This window comes from Azospira restricta (genome assembly GCF_016858125.1).
In the GTDB taxonomy this organism is placed as follows: Bacteria; Pseudomonadota; Gammaproteobacteria; order Burkholderiales; family Rhodocyclaceae; genus Proximibacter; species Proximibacter restrictus.
The window spans coordinates 179,271-193,465 of the sequence record NZ_CP064781.1 but is presented as its reverse complement, the minus strand read 5'-3'; the positions used below and the strand labels follow the sequence as shown (position 1 = coordinate 193,465).

Here is a 14,195-nt window from a genome sequence, read left to right as displayed (position 1 = left end):
GTCTTGCGGCCAGCCCTAACCTTCGCCGCGGGCGTGCTGCTCGTCGTACGACGACAGCGTGACGCCGGCGCTGGCCAGGCATTCGCGCAGGTGCTTCACCTCCTGCTTCGACAGCTCGTTACCGTGGTGCGGGTGGTGCAGGAAGAACTCGCGGCGGTTGAGCAGGATGCGGAAGCGGGCGCCGTGCGCGGGCTCGACGGTGGCGCCGAGGTGCGCCAGCAGCGATTCGATCTCGCGCCACTGGATGTTGCTGCTGACCGGGTCGTGGTAGATCGCCTGCAGGACGTTGCGGTGCTTGTGGCTCATGGCGGCTCTCCCGCTGTCGATGTCGATGGCTCAACGATACTCCTCCGGCATGGCCGGATGAAGCCCCGCTCAGCCGGGTAGAGCTGCCCAGGCGCGGTACACCCGCAGCGCGACGTGCGCGTCGTTCGCCGCGTACAGCAGCTGCCGCTCGGACAGGCGCGGGCTGGCCCAGTTGCTGGTGCCGGTCTTCTTCGATTTCTGCAGGCGCTGGCCGAAGAAGTGGGCGACCGCCATCTTGGCGCCGACGGTGCCGCGGTGGCCTGGGCCGCGCAGCACCTCGCCGAGGTCGAGCAGGTTGGCGATGGCGACGCCGAGCCGCGCCTGCAGTGCGCTGCGGTCGTTGCCGAGGCCGAAGCCGATCTTCTTCACCCGCGGCGATTCGAGCACCGCCTTCAGCGCGGCGACACCGGCCGGCAGCGCCGTCGGGAACAGCCAGACGTGGCCGTCGGTGGCGAGCTGGACGAGGTGCGGGCCGGTGGACACTTCGCCCTTCAGGAAGGTCGGCTTCGATTCGGTGTCGAAGCCGACCGCGTCGGCGGCGAGCAGCGCCGCCTGCGCCGCCTCGGCGCGCGCCGCGCTGTCGACCAGCGTCACGTCGGCGAGCGCGATGCCGGGGTAGGGCGGCAGTTCGGCGGCTGCCAGCGCCGCGCGGTCGACTCCGGAGGGCATCTCAGGCCTTCCCCAGGTGGACTTCTTCGCAATGCGCCGCGCGCATTGCTCGGGCGCCTGCCAGCCGCGCGCGCAGCCAGGCGCCGAGGTCGGCGATCTCTTCCAGGCAGACCGAATGCGGCATCGGGTATTCGTGCCATTCGGGGCGGTAGCCGCGGCCGGCGAGGAAGTCGCGGGCGGCGCTGCCGAGCGCCGGCGAGACGACGTCGTCGAGCGTTCCGTGCGCGGCGAAGATCGGGATGCCGGCGTTGGCGGCGCGGCCCTCGACGACCACCCGCTGCGGCGTCGGCAGGTAGGTGGACAGCGCGATCAGTCCGGCCAGCCGCTCGTCGTGCGTCAGCGCCGTCAGGTAGGCGACCGCGCCGCCCTGCGAGAAGCCGGCGAGGAAGATGCGCGAACACGGGATGCCGCGCCGGTTCTCGTGCGCGATCAGCGCGCGCAGCGCGTCGCGCGAGCGCAGGATGCCGGCTTCGTCGACGCGCCGGGCCTGCGGTTCGAGCGAAATGATGTCGTACCACGCCGGCATCACGTAGCCGCCGTTGCAGGTGACCGGCATCGCCGGCGCGTGCGGGAAGACGAAGCGCACGCCGGGCGCGGCGTCCAGGCCGAGTTCGGGAACGACCGGGACGAAGTCGCTGCCGTCGGCGCCCAGGCCGTGCAGCCAGATCACCGCCCAGGTCGGGTCGGCGGCGGTTTCGATCTCGATGCGCGGCAGCAGGTCGGTCATGTGGGGTGTCCTTTCCGGGGGGGCGGGGGCGCGGTCGCGAAATTCGCGGCGGCGGCCCTGCGGGTGCAGCCGGTATTGTCTCATCCGCGCGCCGCGGACGGCGCGGGGACGGCGCCGCCCAGTCGCCCCGGGGGGCTTCCTCGCCATGTGCCGGCGCACCTGGCTCAGTCGCCGCCGGCGTTCGCCAGCTCCGGGAAGAGCACGTCGGTGAAGCCGAAGCGCGTGAAGTCGCGCATGCGCATCGGGTACAGCTTGCCGATCAGGTGGTCGCACTCGTGCTGCACGACGCGCGCGTGGAAGCCGCTGACGCTGCGGTCGATCGGCCGCCCCGCCGGGTCGCAGCCGCGGTAGCGGACGGCGGCGTAGCGCGGCACCTCGCCGCGCAGGCCGGGCACCGACAGGCAGCCTTCCCAGCCGAGCTCCTCGGCGTCGGAGAGCGGCGTGATCGTCGGGTTCACCAGGATCGTCTGCGGCACCGCCTCGGCATCCGGGTAGCGCGCGCTCGCTTCGAAGCCGAAGACCACCACCTGCAGGCCGACGCCGATCTGCGGCGCCGCCAGCCCGACGCCGCCGGCCGCCGCCATCGTGTCGAAGAGGTCGTCGATCAGCGCGTGCAGCGCCGGCGTGTCGAAGTCGGCGACCGGGCGGGCGATCTCGAGCAGCCGCGGGTCGCCCATGCGCAGGATGGTACGGATGGTCATGCTCGGCTCCTCCTCAGGGTTGCCGCCGCAGCGGGTCGAGCAGCGGGCGCAGGCCGTTGTGGTCGAGCTCCTGCATCAGCTGCAGCAGGCGGCCGATCTCGCCCGGCGGGAAGCCCTCGCGCGCGAACCAGTTCAGGTAGTTGCCCGGCAGGTCGGCGATGAGCCGCCCCTGGTGCTTGCCGAAGGGCATTTCCAGCGTCACCAGGCGCTCCAGGTCGTCGGCTTTCATCGCCGCCCCGGTGCTGCCGTTCCGCCGGATGCCGGCGTAGGATGGCGGTGTCCGCCCGCCTGTGTCCGCTTTGTAAATTGTCGATGCGCCGTCGCGGCCTGGCGGCCGGATGCGCGCGGCTTGCGGTAGATTTGCATGTCATGTCAGGCGGCGCCCGCCTCCGGGTCGGGAACGGGCACCGCACGCAGCAGGTGAGAAGATGAACGAAGGCAACCTATCGATATTGTGCGCCGACCTGTCCGGCGCGGAAAGACTCGACGAAAGGCTGGCCGCGTCGGAGGTGGCGCATGCGCTGGGGCGCTGCGAGAAGCGCATCGCGCAGGCGGTCGAGGGCTTCCGCGGGCGGCTGCAGCGGCTGTCGGCGACGCGCATCGTCGCCTATTTCGGCGATGCCGAGGATGCGCTGCAGTCGGCGGTCGAGATGCAGCGCCGCGTCGTCGCCTTGCCGCCGCTGTCCGGCGTCTCGCTGGCGCTCGGCGTCGGCGTCTGCGTCGGCCATGCCGCCGACGAAATCCGCTACTTCGAGGGCGACGACAACGTCGCCTGCCGGCTGGCCGACCTCGCCGAAGCGGGCCGCGTGCTGGTCAGCGTCCCCCGGCGGGCGCAGGGCTTCGCCTGGAACGCGCGCAGCGCGCTGGCGCGCGACGAGCTGTCGCTGAGCTGCGGCAAGCGCCGGCTCGGCGTGTTCGAGATCGACTGGCGCCACTTCGTGCCGCCGCGCGGCAAGCTGCCGGCGGCCGGCGCCGCCGGTCCCGGCCAGCTGTTCGTGCATGCCGGCGGCACGACGATCGAGCTGAACGCCGCGCGTCCGCTGCTGACCATCGGCCGGCTCGCCAGCTGCGGCCTGCGCCTGACGAGCGAACGCTGCTCGCGCGTGCATGCGCGGATCGAGCTGCGCGGCGGCAGCTTCGTGCTCGTCGACCAGAGCACCAACGGCAGTTTCGTGCAGCCGGAGGGCGGCGGCGAACACGCCGTGCATCGCCGCGAACTGGCGCTGCACGGCTGCGGCCGGATCGGCTTCGGCAGCCCGCTGGCGGCCGCCGGGACGGAGAGCATCGAGTTCCGCACCGGTGGCGCGCCGTAGGCTTACTGCTGCTGGATCGCCTCGAGCGGGATGTAGATCGTCACCTCGTCGCTGACGTAGGGCGCGTTCTTGCCGGCGTTGAATTCCGAGCGCTTGACCTTGGTCACCGCGTTGGCGCCGATCGCCGGCTTCTTCAGCATCGGGTGCGGCATCGCCTGGAACGAGGTCACCGCCAGCGTCACCGGGCGGGTGACGCCCTTGATCGTCAGGTTGCCGTCGATGCTGACCGGCTTGTCGCCGTCGAACTTCACCGCCGTCGACTTGAAGGTGATGGTCGGATGGTTCTCGGTGTCGAAGTAGTCGGCGCCCTGGATGTGCTGGTTGAACAGCGCGTAGCCGGTGTCGACCGACTTGGCGTCGATCGTGATGTCGACCTCTGCCGTCTTCGCCGCGCGGTCCCAGCTGATCGTGCCGCTGGTCTTGGTGAAGCGCTGCACTTGCGACGAGTAGCCGAGGTGGTTGTACTCGAAGCGCGGGAAGGTGTGCGTGCCGTCGACGACGTAGGTCTCGGTGCTGGCGAACGCGGGCGCGGCGACCAGAGTGGCGAGGGCGAGGGTGGCGAGTGCTTTCTTCATGCGGGTATCTCCTTGGGTTGGGAACTGGGGTTGGCTTACTTGGCGGCGGCGACGATGCGGAACTTGACCTGGACCTCGTTGGCGACCGTGCCGACGTCGGCCCACGGACCTTCGCCGATCGCGAAATCGAGGCGCTTGATGACCAGGCTGCCGTCGAAGGTGGCAGTCCTGCCGTCCTGCTTGACGGTGAAGGGCAGCACCGCGTCCTGGGACCTGCCCTTGATGCTGATCTTGCCGACCGCCTCGTAGCGGTCGCCGCCGAGCGGCTTGACGCCGGCGGCGACGAAGCTGGCGGTGGGGAAGGTCTTGGTGTTGAACCACTGCTTGCCGACCACCTCGTCGTCGGCGTCCTTCGAGCCGGCGTCGATGCTGGCCAGCTCGATGTCGATGCGGGCGCTGGCGGCGGCCGGCCTGGCCGGGTCGAAGCTGAGCGTCGCCGCGAACTTGCGGAAGCGGCCGTCGACGGCGACCCCCATCTGCTTCGAGGTGAATGCGATCTGGCTGCGCTCCGGCTGGAACTGGTTGTATTCGACGGCGTTCGCCTGCGTCGCGGCGAGGAGGGCGACGGCGAGGGTCTTGCGGATCATGGGGTCTCCTTGCAGGGGCGGGGTTAGCGGGTCTTGAGGGCGGGCAGCATGCGCGTCAGCACGTCGTCGCGATCGACCAGGTGGTGCTTCAGCGCGGCGCCGGCATGGACCAGCACGACGGCGGCGAGGGCGTAGTTGAGCTGCGCGTGCACCATGGCCAGCAGGTCGCCGAGCTCCTTGTCCTTGGCCAGCAGGTCGGGCAGCGGCAGCACGCCGAAGACGACGGTCTGGAAGCCCTTGGCCGAGCTCATCAACCAGCCGGTGAGCGGAATCGCGAGCATCAGCAGGTACAGCAGGTGGTGCGCGCCTTCGGCGGCGACCTGCTGCCAGCGCGGCGTCGCCATCGGCGCCGGCGGCGGCCGGTGGCCGATGCGCCAGGCGATGCGCGCGGCGGCGAGGACGAAGGCGGTGACGCCGGCCCACTTGTGCCACGAATAGATCTGCAGCTTCTGCGGCGACAGCTTGAGGCCGGTCATGTACAGGCCGACCGCGAACAGGCCGAGCAGCAGCACGGCCATCAGCCAGTGCAGCACGATCGCGGTGCGGGTGTAGCGGGGGGCGGGGATCATGCAGGTTCTCCGTTGGCGTTGTCCGGGTTGCGCGGGCGGAAGGCGAAGCTGTCCATCGCCAGCACGCGGTCGTCGATGCCGCTGTAGATCCGTTCCGCGCGCCAGTCGTTCCCGGCGGCGCCGAGGGCGACGAACAGCGGCAGCAGGTGTTCCTCGCTCGGGTGCGCGCGCGCGGCGTCCGGCGCCAGCCCGCGGTAGCGCAGCAGCGCCTCGGCACTGCCGCGTTCGAGCTGCTGCCAGACCCAGTCGGCGAAGCGGCCGACGTAGGCCAGCGTGTCGGCGTCGCCGCCGCCGAGGCGGAAGTCGGCGAGGTTGTGCGTCAGGTTGCCGGAGGCGACCAGCAGCACGCCGGCGGCGGGCAGGCCGGTGAGCGCGCGACCGAGGCGCAGGTGGTGCTCGGCGCCGCGGTGCGCCTGCAGCGACAGCGTCAGCACCGGCACGTCGGCTTCCGGGTAGAGCAGGCGCAGCGGAATCCAGGCACCGTGATCGAGGCCGCGCTGGCGGTCGACACGGGCGGCGAAGCCGGCGGCGGCGAGCGTCGCCGCAATCTCGTCGGCGAGCGCCGGAGCCCCGGGCGCCGGGTAGCGGATCGCGGCAAGCGCCGGCGGAAAGCCGTGGAAGTCGTGCACCGTCGCCGGCCACTCGGCGCCGCCGACGGTCGGCGCGTCGGTGCTCCAGTGCGCGCTGACGACGAGGACTGCGCGCGGTCGCGGCAGCGCCGCTGCGAAGCGGGTCAGCGCGGCGCCGGCGGCGCCCGGGTGCAGCGCGAAGGTCGGTGCGCCGTGCGGGACGAACAGCGTCGGCCACGCCGGCCTGGCGGCGGTGCGTGCGGGGGCGGTGTTCGAGGCGGGGGCGGACATTCGGGGTTCGGCGACGGGGTCGGCAAGTGACGATGGGCGTACTGTAGGGGCTTGTTTGGCGCTTAAATAGGCGACAATAAGGAATTGTTTGTTGCTATGGAGGCAACAATGGATCGCCTGGAAAGCATGCAGATGTTCCGCCGCGTCGCCGAGATGGGCAGCTTCTCGGCGGTCGCCCGCCAGCTCGACGTCGCGCGCTCGGTGGTGACGCGGCAGGTGGCGGCGCTCGAGGCGCACCTCGGCGTCAAGCTGATCGCGCGCAGCACGCGCCGGCTCAACCTGACCGCCGCCGGCCTCGCCTATCTCGAGAAGTGCCGCGAAATCCTCAGCCTGGTCGAGGCCGCCGAATCCGATCTCGCCGCCGAGGGGCAGGTGCCGCGCGGGCATATCCGGATCAGCGTGCCGTTCAGCTTCGGCCTGCGCCACCTGACGCCGCTGCTGCTCGACTTCGGCACGCTCTACCCGGAGATCACGCTGGAAGTCGACTACACCGACCGCCGCGTCAACCTGATCGAGGAGGGGATCGACCTGGCGATCCGCATCACCCGGCGGCTGGCGCCGCAGGACGTGGCGCGCAGGATCAGCGTCTGCCGCATGCTGGTGGTCGCCGCCGACGACTACCTGCGCCGGCGCGGCGAACCGCGGCGGCCGGAGGAACTGATCGACCATGAATGCTTCGGCTACGTGCCGGCGGCACCGTCGAGCTGGCCCTTCGTGGTCGACGGCGAGACGCGCGCGTTCCCGATCCGCAGCCGGCTGCTGGCGAACAACGGCGATGCGCTGCTCGACGCGGCGATCCGCGGCCTCGGCATCACCAGTGCGCCGTCGTTCATCGCCGCGGCGGCGGTCGAGGCCGGCAGCGTGCGCCCGATCCTGACCGACTACGCGCAGCCCGAACTCGGCATCTATGCCGTGTTCCCGGGCAACCGCTACGTGCCGCGCCGCGTGCGCGTGCTGGTCGACTACCTGGCCGAGCGGATCGGGCCGGAGCCCTACTGGGACGCGCTGCCGCTGTTCCGCACGGCGCCGCAGGCGACGCTGCTCGGGGGCGGCGGGCGCCGGGCGAGGGGGCGCTGACGGCAGGGGACGACGGGGGGCGGGTCAGCGCTTCTTCTTCTGCGTTTCCGCTTCGATCGCGGCGCGGGCGGCGTCGGCTTCGAGCACCGTGGTATCGGTGCCGAAGGCGCGCGGCATGACGATCTCCTCGATCTCCGGATCGCCGACGGCGCCGGCGGCGGCGCGCCTGGCGATCCACTGCGCGGCGACCAGCTCGTGCGCGCCGAGGCCGGTCTGCATTCCCGGCGGCACTGTCGCGCCGAGCTCGACGAGCAGGCGGACGACCTCGCTCTTGCCGCCGCGGATCGCCATCGACAGCGGCGACACCGGCTCGCGGTTGTCGGCCAGGTTGACCCGGGCGCCATGCCGCACCAGTTCGCGGACGATGTCGAGGTGGCCGAGGAAGCAGGCGATCCCCAGCGGCAGGCCGGGAACGCCGTGGCCGTCGGCGAGCTCGACCGGGGCGCCGGCAGCGAGCGCGGCGCGCACGGCGTCGAGCTGGCCGCTGCGCACGGCCTTGATCAGGTCGTCGGTGGTGCTCAAGAAAACCTCCTCGGCGGCAGTCCGGGATCGTTGCGGACAGTGTCGGCGCGTGCCGGGGCGCGGTCAAGCGCGCCGGGTCAGCTCACCAGGTGCTCGGCGAGCACGCCCGAGGTCCGCCGCAGGCGCTTCGAGAGCAGCCGCGCCAGCGCGAACATGAAGCGGTAGGCGAGCAGCGGGTGCTCGGCGGCCAGCTTGTCCAGCCCCTCGTGGTTGACGGTCAGCAGCTCGCAGTCGGTCTCGGCAACGCAGGTTGCCGAACGCCGCTCGCGGTCGAGCAGCGCCATTTCGCCGATGATGCGGCCCTTGCCCTCGTATGAAAGCAGGTGGCGGCCGCTCTCGCCGGTCTTGTGGATCGAGATCTTGCCGTCGATCAGGATCAGCATGTAGCCGCCGGCGTCGCCCTCGTCGAACACGACCCGGCCCTGGTCGACGTGCATCTGGCCGAAATAGCCGGCGAGCGTCTTCAGTTCGGGGTAGGCGAATTCCTGGAAGAACTCCAGTCCGTCGATCAGGTCGGCAATGTGCTGGCTCACGATGGGGTCCGGGCGGGGTAGCGGCGATGGGGACGACGGTAGCCCCGGCCTTCCGCCGCTGTCAATGATCCGTGCCGGGTTGCGGCGCTCAGCGGCTGCCGCCGCGCAGCCGGCGCAGCAGGTCCGCGGCGTCGGCGTCGAGCGGCACGCCCTGTTGCTGCAGCAGGCGCACGTGCAGCACCAGGTTCTCCAGCACCAGCTTGGCGGCGACGGCGAGCAGCACCGTCGTCCGGTTGTCCTCGCCGAGCTTTTCGGCTTGGTCGGAAATCTCGTGGATCTGCTGGCAGACCAGCCGGCGCAGGTCGTCCTCGTCGTAGGGCAGGTCGCCGTAGTCGATCGGGTCCTCGACCTCGATCTCGCGGATCAGGTCCGCCAGTTCGTCGACACTGATCGTCATCGCGCTGCGTTCTCCCGTGCCATGCTCGCCCCGCCAGCATACACTGGAGCGGTACCGTTCCCGCAGGCCGAGGAGATGCCATGGCGAGCGCGCCGCCGGTCACGGCCGTTTTCCGCTTCTACGCCGAGCTCAACGACTTCGTCGCGCGCGAGCGCCGCTTTGGCGACAGCGCCTTCGCCGTCGCCGCCGACGCCACGGTGAAGCACGCGGTCGAGGCGCTCGGCGTGCCGCACACCGAGATCGAACTGATCCTGGTGAACGGCGCGCCGGTCGATTTCGCGCATCGCCTGCGCGACGGCGACCGCGTTTCCGTCTATCCGCTGTTCGAGGCCCTCGACGTGACGCCGCTGCTGCGTCTGCGCCCGCAGCCGCTGCGCGACACCCGCTTCTTCGCCGACGCGCATCTCGGCGCGCTCGCCCGCCTGCTGCGGCTGGCCGGCTTCGACACGCGCTACGACAACCACGTCGGCGACGACGAGATCGTCCGCGTCGCGCTCGCCGAGCGGCGCATCGTGTTGAGCCGCGACCGCGACCTGCTGCTGCGCCGCGATCTGACGCACGGCTGCTACGTGCACGCGCAGCGGCCGGACGCGCAGCTCGCCGAGGTGCTGGCGCGGCTCGACCTCGCTGACGGCCTGCGCCCGTTCTCGCGCTGTCTCGACTGCAACGCGCCGCTGCGCGCGGCGACGACGGACGAGGTGGCGGCGGCGGAACTGCCGCCGGACGTACGCGCGCGGCAGCGGCGCTTCTCGACCTGCGACGCCTGCGGCAAGGTGTTCTGGGAGGGCGGCCACTGGCAGCGCATGCGCGAGCGGCTGGCGCGCGCGGTCGCCGCGGCGCGCGAACGGCGCGGCGACGCGCCGTTCGTCGGCATCGATTGAGGCGGGGCTACTCCGGCGCGTAGCCGAGGCGGTGCGACAGTTCGGCGCAGCAGGCGCGCAGCGCGCCGGCGTTGTCGCCGTCGAGCGCCGGGTCGAACAGTGCGGTCGGGCCGAGGACGGTGATCACCAGCGCCAGATGCCCCTCGTGGTCGAACACCGGCGCCGACAGCGCGTTGATCCCCGGCAGCGGCTCGCTGACCACCTGCGCCATGCCGTGCGCGCGGATCTCCTTCAGCGTCTTCTGCATCGCCTTCCACGACGGGCGCAGGTCGCTCTTCGGGTAGGCGAAGGAGTGGTGCGACGCGGTGTCGATGTAGTGCTCGATCACCTTGTCCGGCAGGTAGGCGGCGAAGACGCGGCCGGTCGCCGTCTTGAACAGCGACATCACGGTGCCGGTGCGCATGTTGATGTGGATCGGGTGCGACGATTCCTCGATGTGCACGATGGTCGGGCCGGCGTTGCCCCAGACGGCGAGCGCGACGGTCTGGTGCAGCTCTTCGGCGAGCGCGGTCGCCGCGTGGGTGCCGAGGCGCACCGGGTTCAGCCGGCGCAGGCAGGCCAGCCCGAGCTGCAGCGCCAGCGGCCCGAGCTCGTAGCGCGACGAGGCGGCATCCTGCTCGACCAGGCCGAGCTTGCCGAAACTGACCAGGTAGGGGTGGGCCTTGGCTGCCGGCATGTCTGACTGCTGCGCCAGATCCTTCAGCGTCATCGGCTCGCCGACTTCGGCCAATGTGGTGAGCAGGCGGCCGCCGACCTCGATCGACTGGATGCCGCGCTGGGGTTTTTCCATGGGGAGGCTCTTCGGTTGTGCGGAGTTGTCACGTTTCGGTCGCGGCATTCTACCCTCCGGGCGGGCGTCGTCGTTTTTGTTATGTTAGCAACTAACAAACTGATTGACTATTATCAAATCGGAGTTTATCTTTGGTCCAGCCGTGAAATTTCCCGGAGTCTCCGCATGAACAGCAAAGCCTTCGCCTCGCAGGCCGACCTCGAAGAAAAGAGGGTCAGCTTCGAGCAGCTCTCCGACAACGCCTGGGCCTACACCGCCGAGGGCGACCCGAACACCGGCGTCGTCGTCGGCGACGACGCGGTGATGATCATCGACGCCACCGCGACGCCGGTGATGGCGCAGGACGTGATCCGCCACGTGCGCACGATCACCGACAAGCCGATCAAGTACGTGACGCTGACCCACTACCACGCGGTGCGCGTGCTCGGCGCCTCCGGCTACCAGGGCGAGGGGCTGCAGCAGATCATCGCCAGCCAGGATACCTACGACCTGATCGTCGAGCGCGGCAAAGAGGACATGGCCTCCGAGATCGGCCGCTTCCCGCGCCTGTTCAACGCCGTCGAGTCGGTGCCCGGGCTGACCTGGCCGACGATCGCTTTCCAGGGCGAGATGACGCTGTGGCTGGGCAAGCTCGAAGTGAAGATCATGCAGCTCGGACGCGGCCACACCAAGGGCGACACCGTCGTCTGGCTGCCGCAGCAGCAGGTGCTGTTCTCCGGCGACCTGGTCGAGTACGACGCCGCCTGCTACACCGGCGACGCCTACCTCGCCGACTGGCCGCAGACGCTCGACAGGCTGTCTGCGCTCGGCGCCGACAAGCTGGTGCCGGGCCGCGGCCCGGCGCTGAAGACGCCGGAACAGGTGCAGCAGGGGCTGGCCTACACCCGCGCCTTCGTCAGCGCGCTCTACCGCAGCGCGCAGGAGGCGGTCGCCGCCGGCATGGACCTGAAGGCGGCGATGGCGCACACGCGCAAGGTCATGGACCCGGACTTCGCGCAGGTCTTCATCTACGAGCACTGCCTCCCCTTCGACGTGACGCGGGCCTATGATGAGGCCTCCGGCATCCGCGACCCGCGCATCTGGACCGCGGAGCGCGACCGGGAGATGTGGCACGCGCTGCAGGACTGACCCCCGTACAACGCAGTTCGGCAACACCTGATTTCCCCGGCAGAGGGAGGGAGGAGACAAGATGCTGAAGACCTACACGTATCCGAAGTTCGCCTACGTGCAGCCGCAGGAGCAGAAGGAGCGCGTCGCCCGCCGCTATCCGGTGGTCATCGTCGGCGCCGGCCCGGTCGGCCTGGCGGCGGCGATCGACTGCCGGCTGCACGGCATCCCGGTGGTGCTGCTCGACGAGGACGACACCGTCTCGATCGGCTCGCGCGGCGTCTGTTACGCCAAGCGCGCGCTGGAGATCCTCGACCGCCTCGGCGTCGGCGAGCGCGTCTGCGCCAAGGGCGTGTCGTGGAACGTCGGCCGCACCTTCTTCCACGAGGAGGAGGTGTTCAACTTCAACCTGCTGCCGGAACCGGACCACAAGCGGCCGGGGATGATCAACCTGCAGCAGTATTACCTCGAGCAGTACCTGGTCGAGCGCTGCGTCGAGCTCGGCGTCGACCTGCGCTGGAAGAACCGTGTCGTCTCGGTGCAGCGCATGTCCGACCAGGTCCGGCTGACGATCGAGACGCCGGACGGCACCTACGGCATCGAGGCCGACTGGCTGATCGCCGCCGACGGCGCGAAGAGCCCGATCCGCAAGCTGATGGGGCTCGAGGTCGAGGGCAAGATCTTCCACGACCGCTTCCTGATCGCCGACGTCGTGATGAAGGCCGACTTTCCGGCCGAGCGCTGGTTCTGGTTCGACCCGCCCTTCCATCCCGGACAGTCGGTGCTGCTGCACCGGCAGGCCGACAACGTCTGGCGCATCGACTTCCAGCTCGGCTGGAATGCCGACCCGGAGGAGGAGAAGAAGCCGGAGAAGGTGATCCCGCGGATCAAGGCGATGCTCGGCGACGAGCGCGAGTTCGAGCTGGAGTGGGTCAGCGTCTACACCTTCCAGTGCCGGCGCATGCAGGAATTCCGCCATGGCCGCGTGCTTTTCGTCGGCGACGCCGCGCACCAGGTCTCCCCGTTCGGCGCGCGCGGCGCCAACTCCGGCATCCAGGACACCGACAACCTGGTCTGGAAGCTGAAGCTGGTGATCGACGGCAAGGCGCCGGAAAAACTGCTCGACAGCTATTCCTCGGAGCGCGTCGCCGCCGCCGACGAGAACATCCTGAACTCGACGCGCTCGACCGACTTCATCACGCCGAAGAGCAACACCTCGCGGCTGTTCCGCAACGCCGTGCTGACGCTCGCCGAGCACCATGCCTTCGGCCGCGCGCTGGTCAACTCCGGGCGCCTGTCGGTGCCCGCTTTCCTCGTCGATTCGCCGCTGAACACCGCGGACGAGGACGAGTTCGCCGGCCGCATGGTGCCGGGCGCGCCGATGGACGACGCGCCGGTCGGGCTGGCCGACGGCAGCAAGGGCTGGCTGCTCGACCAGATCGGCGGCCGGGGCTTTCAGCTGCTGTACTTCACCGACGTCGCCGAGCGCCTCGGCGACAGGCTCGAGCGCCTGCGCGAGCTGACCGTCGATGCGCTGCCGGTCGAGCCGGTCGTCGTTTCCGAGAAGGCCGGCAGCGTCGATGGCGCGCGCGTGCTGCACGACCTGATGCACCTCGTCGCCAAGCGCTACGACGCGCGCGAGGGCAGCGTCTACCTGCTGCGCCCGGACCAGCACGTCGTCGCCCGCTGGCGCCGGTTCGACGCCCACAAGGTGCGCGCCGCGGTCGCGCGTGCCACCTGCAACGCCTGAGCGGAGGAATTGCCATGCCCCTGACGCTGACCCCGAACTTCGCCGAACCCGGCAAGCGCTACTTCCGCGCCTTCTCGCCCGGCGACGATTTCTACGAGATGCTGATCGACGCGCACCGCGACCTCGACGACGCGCAGAGCGCGATGCTCAACGCGCAGCTGATCCTGCTGCTGGCCAACCACATCGGCGACCTGTCGGTGCTGCGCGAGGCGCTGGCCAAGGCGCGTGAAGGCGCCGTCTGACGCGAAGGAGAGCGCCATGCTGGTCAAGAAGATCCACCACGTCGCGTACCGCTGCAAGGACGCCAAGGAAACCGTCGAGTGGTACGGCAAGTACCTCGACATGCGCTTCATCCTGGCGATCGCCGAGAACGAGGTGCCGTCGACGAGGGAGCCGGACCCGTACATGCACATCTTTCTCGATGCCGGCGGCGGCAACGTGCTCGCCTTCTTCGAGCTGCCGACCAAGCCGCCGATGGGGCGCGACCCGAACACGCCGGCGTGGACGCAGCACCTGGCGCTGGAAGTCGATTCGGTCGACACGCTGCTCGCCGTGAAGGCGAAGCTCGAGGCCGACGGCATCGAGGTGGTCGGGCCGACCGACCACACCATCTTCAAGTCGATCTACTTCTTCGACCCCAGCGGGCATCGCCTCGAGCTCGCCGCGAACACCGCGACGCCGACGATGGCGAAGATGCTCGACGACGTGAAGTGGGACATGCTGAACGAATGGGCGAAGACGAAGCAGGCGCCGCAGCACGCGCGCTGGATGCACGATGGCAGCTATGCCGGGGAATGACGTCAAGCCGGTGTAAGCCGGCGGCGGGAAAAT

Annotated in this window: 20 protein-coding genes; 7 read left to right on the top strand and 13 right to left on the bottom strand. The window is 70.2% G+C overall.

From position 1 onward, the window contains the following. Nucleotides 1–15: 15 nt before the first annotated feature. From IWH25_RS00890 to IWH25_RS00870, 5 genes are all read right to left on the bottom strand, one after another. A complete protein-coding gene (locus tag IWH25_RS00890; RefSeq protein WP_203387479.1) occupies nt 16–306 on the bottom strand; it encodes a type II toxin-antitoxin system HicA family toxin in 291 nt (96 codons plus the stop codon). A 69-nt stretch (nt 307–375) separates the two neighbouring features. Then, nucleotides 376–975, bottom strand: a complete 600-nt coding sequence (locus IWH25_RS00885; RefSeq protein WP_203387478.1) for a 3'-5' exonuclease — start codon at nt 973–975, stop codon at nt 376–378. A gap of 1 nt (nt 976) precedes the next feature. Continuing rightward, nucleotides 977–1,702, bottom strand: a complete 726-nt coding sequence (locus IWH25_RS00880) for an alpha/beta hydrolase (RefSeq protein ID WP_203387477.1) — start codon at nt 1,700–1,702, stop codon at nt 977–979. A 164-nt stretch (nt 1,703–1,866) separates the two neighbouring features. Beyond that, nucleotides 1,867–2,403, bottom strand: a complete 537-nt coding sequence (gene def / locus IWH25_RS00875; RefSeq protein WP_203387476.1) for a peptide deformylase — start codon at nt 2,401–2,403, stop codon at nt 1,867–1,869. 13 nt (nt 2,404–2,416) lie between these two features. Further along, on the bottom strand, nt 2,417–2,632 hold the full coding sequence (locus tag IWH25_RS00870) for a DUF3820 family protein (protein ID WP_203387475.1): 216 nt from the start codon (nt 2,630–2,632) through the stop codon (nt 2,417–2,419). A gap of 199 nt (nt 2,633–2,831) precedes the next feature. Between IWH25_RS00870 and IWH25_RS00865 the strand changes: the two genes are divergently transcribed. Beyond that, nucleotides 2,832–3,716: an FHA domain-containing protein gene (locus tag IWH25_RS00865; RefSeq protein WP_203387474.1), complete on the top strand. Its 885-nt coding sequence runs from the start codon at nt 2,832–2,834 to the stop codon at nt 3,714–3,716. Nucleotides 3,717–3,718: 2 nt separating this feature from the next. Here the strand turns inward: IWH25_RS00865 and IWH25_RS00860 are convergent, their stop codons facing one another. Genes IWH25_RS00860 through IWH25_RS00845 form a run of 4 tightly spaced genes read right to left on the bottom strand, consistent with a single transcriptional unit; the run spans nt 3,719 to nt 6,307 of the window. Next, on the bottom strand, nt 3,719–4,291 hold the full coding sequence (locus tag IWH25_RS00860) for a YceI family protein (protein ID WP_203387473.1): 573 nt from the start codon (nt 4,289–4,291) through the stop codon (nt 3,719–3,721). Between the two features lie 35 nt (nt 4,292–4,326). After that, entirely contained in the window at nt 4,327–4,878 is a 552-nt protein-coding gene (locus tag IWH25_RS00855) for a YceI family protein (protein ID WP_203387472.1), read from the bottom strand. A 23-nt stretch (nt 4,879–4,901) separates the two neighbouring features. Next, a complete protein-coding gene (locus tag IWH25_RS00850) occupies nt 4,902–5,447 on the bottom strand; it encodes a cytochrome b (RefSeq protein WP_203387471.1) in 546 nt (181 codons plus the stop codon). Then, complete coding sequence (locus IWH25_RS00845; protein ID WP_203387470.1) at nt 5,444–6,307, bottom strand: dioxygenase family protein; 864 nt, start codon at nt 6,305–6,307, stop codon at nt 5,444–5,446. The genes IWH25_RS00850 and IWH25_RS00845 overlap by 4 nt, the downstream gene beginning before the upstream one ends. A 108-nt stretch (nt 6,308–6,415) precedes the next feature. On the opposite strand from IWH25_RS00845, the gene IWH25_RS00840 reads away from it, so the two are divergent. Further along, nucleotides 6,416–7,384, top strand: coding sequence for a LysR family transcriptional regulator (locus tag IWH25_RS00840; protein WP_203387469.1), 969 nt, complete (start codon nt 6,416–6,418; stop codon nt 7,382–7,384). A 24-nt stretch (nt 7,385–7,408) separates the two neighbouring features. Here the strand turns inward: IWH25_RS00840 and IWH25_RS00835 are convergent, their stop codons facing one another. The 3 genes from IWH25_RS00835 to IWH25_RS00825 form a co-directional block, all read right to left on the bottom strand. After that, entirely contained in the window at nt 7,409–7,906 is a 498-nt protein-coding gene (locus IWH25_RS00835; protein ID WP_203387468.1) for an ankyrin repeat domain-containing protein, read from the bottom strand. A gap of 77 nt (nt 7,907–7,983) precedes the next feature. Next, entirely contained in the window at nt 7,984–8,439 is a 456-nt protein-coding gene (locus IWH25_RS00830; protein ID WP_203387467.1) for a Crp/Fnr family transcriptional regulator, read from the bottom strand. 88 nt (nt 8,440–8,527) lie between these two features. Then, nucleotides 8,528–8,836 carry a hypothetical protein gene (locus tag IWH25_RS00825; RefSeq protein WP_203387466.1) on the bottom strand — a complete coding sequence of 103 codons (309 nt, stop codon included), beginning with the start codon at nt 8,834–8,836 and terminating at the stop codon, nt 8,528–8,530. An 80-nt stretch (nt 8,837–8,916) separates the two neighbouring features. Here IWH25_RS00825 and IWH25_RS00820 point away from each other — a divergent pair, with 80 nt between their 5' ends. Next, nucleotides 8,917–9,717, top strand: coding sequence for a Mut7-C RNAse domain-containing protein (locus IWH25_RS00820; protein WP_203387465.1), 801 nt, complete (start codon nt 8,917–8,919; stop codon nt 9,715–9,717). 7 nt (nt 9,718–9,724) lie between these two features. Here IWH25_RS00820 and IWH25_RS00815 read toward each other — a convergent pair whose 3' ends face one another. Further along, a complete protein-coding gene (locus IWH25_RS00815) occupies nt 9,725–10,507 on the bottom strand; it encodes an IclR family transcriptional regulator (protein ID WP_203387464.1) in 783 nt (260 codons plus the stop codon). Nucleotides 10,508–10,672: 165 nt separating this feature from the next. Between IWH25_RS00815 and IWH25_RS00810 the strand changes: the two genes are divergently transcribed. The 4 genes from IWH25_RS00810 (at nt 10,673) to IWH25_RS00795 (ending at nt 14,162) form a co-directional block, all read left to right on the top strand. Then, a complete protein-coding gene (locus IWH25_RS00810; RefSeq protein ID WP_203387463.1) occupies nt 10,673–11,635 on the top strand; it encodes an MBL fold metallo-hydrolase in 963 nt (320 codons plus the stop codon). A 61-nt stretch (nt 11,636–11,696) separates the two neighbouring features. Beyond that, nucleotides 11,697–13,364 carry an FAD-dependent oxidoreductase gene (locus tag IWH25_RS00805; RefSeq protein WP_203387462.1) on the top strand — a complete coding sequence of 556 codons (1,668 nt, stop codon included), beginning with the start codon at nt 11,697–11,699 and terminating at the stop codon, nt 13,362–13,364. 14 nt (nt 13,365–13,378) lie between these two features. After that, nucleotides 13,379–13,606, top strand: a complete 228-nt coding sequence (locus IWH25_RS00800) for a DUF2783 domain-containing protein (protein WP_203387461.1) — start codon at nt 13,379–13,381, stop codon at nt 13,604–13,606. A 16-nt stretch (nt 13,607–13,622) separates the two neighbouring features. Next, the gene (locus IWH25_RS00795; protein WP_203387460.1) at nt 13,623–14,162 is read left to right on the top strand and encodes a VOC family protein; all 540 of its coding nucleotides are present in this window, start codon (nt 13,623–13,625) and stop codon (nt 14,160–14,162) included. Nucleotides 14,163–14,195: the final 33 nt, after the last annotated feature.

Bases quoted from the DNA above. Each gene is read 5' to 3' on its own strand.
- IWH25_RS00840 (WP_203387469.1), top strand. From the start codon at position 6,416: ATGGATCGCCTGGAAAGCATGCAGATGTTCCGCCGCGTCGCCGAGATG.
- IWH25_RS00815 (WP_203387464.1), bottom strand. From the start codon at position 10,507: ATGGAAAAACCCCAGCGCGGCATCCAGTCGATCGAGGTCGGCGGCCGC.
- IWH25_RS00855 (WP_203387472.1), bottom strand. From the start codon at position 4,878: ATGATCCGCAAGACCCTCGCCGTCGCCCTCCTCGCCGCGACGCAGGCG.
- IWH25_RS00810 (WP_203387463.1), top strand. From the start codon at position 10,673: ATGAACAGCAAAGCCTTCGCCTCGCAGGCCGACCTCGAAGAAAAGAGG.
- def (WP_203387476.1), bottom strand. From the start codon at position 2,403: ATGACCATCCGTACCATCCTGCGCATGGGCGACCCGCGGCTGCTCGAG.
- IWH25_RS00865 (WP_203387474.1), top strand. From the start codon at position 2,832: ATGAACGAAGGCAACCTATCGATATTGTGCGCCGACCTGTCCGGCGCG.
- IWH25_RS00885 (WP_203387478.1), bottom strand. From the start codon at position 975: ATGCCCTCCGGAGTCGACCGCGCGGCGCTGGCAGCCGCCGAACTGCCG.
- IWH25_RS00870 (WP_203387475.1), bottom strand. From the start codon at position 2,632: ATGAAAGCCGACGACCTGGAGCGCCTGGTGACGCTGGAAATGCCCTTC.
- IWH25_RS00890 (WP_203387479.1), bottom strand. From the start codon at position 306: ATGAGCCACAAGCACCGCAACGTCCTGCAGGCGATCTACCACGACCCG.
- IWH25_RS00825 (WP_203387466.1), bottom strand. From the start codon at position 8,836: ATGACGATCAGTGTCGACGAACTGGCGGACCTGATCCGCGAGATCGAG.
- IWH25_RS00850 (WP_203387471.1), bottom strand. From the start codon at position 5,447: ATGATCCCCGCCCCCCGCTACACCCGCACCGCGATCGTGCTGCACTGG.
- IWH25_RS00845 (WP_203387470.1), bottom strand. From the start codon at position 6,307: ATGTCCGCCCCCGCCTCGAACACCGCCCCCGCACGCACCGCCGCCAGG.
- IWH25_RS00795 (WP_203387460.1), top strand. From the start codon at position 13,623: ATGCTGGTCAAGAAGATCCACCACGTCGCGTACCGCTGCAAGGACGCC.
- IWH25_RS00820 (WP_203387465.1), top strand. From the start codon at position 8,917: ATGGCGAGCGCGCCGCCGGTCACGGCCGTTTTCCGCTTCTACGCCGAG.
- IWH25_RS00805 (WP_203387462.1), top strand. From the start codon at position 11,697: ATGCTGAAGACCTACACGTATCCGAAGTTCGCCTACGTGCAGCCGCAG.
- IWH25_RS00860 (WP_203387473.1), bottom strand. From the start codon at position 4,291: ATGAAGAAAGCACTCGCCACCCTCGCCCTCGCCACTCTGGTCGCCGCG.
- IWH25_RS00880 (WP_203387477.1), bottom strand. From the start codon at position 1,702: ATGACCGACCTGCTGCCGCGCATCGAGATCGAAACCGCCGCCGACCCG.
- IWH25_RS00800 (WP_203387461.1), top strand. From the start codon at position 13,379: ATGCCCCTGACGCTGACCCCGAACTTCGCCGAACCCGGCAAGCGCTAC.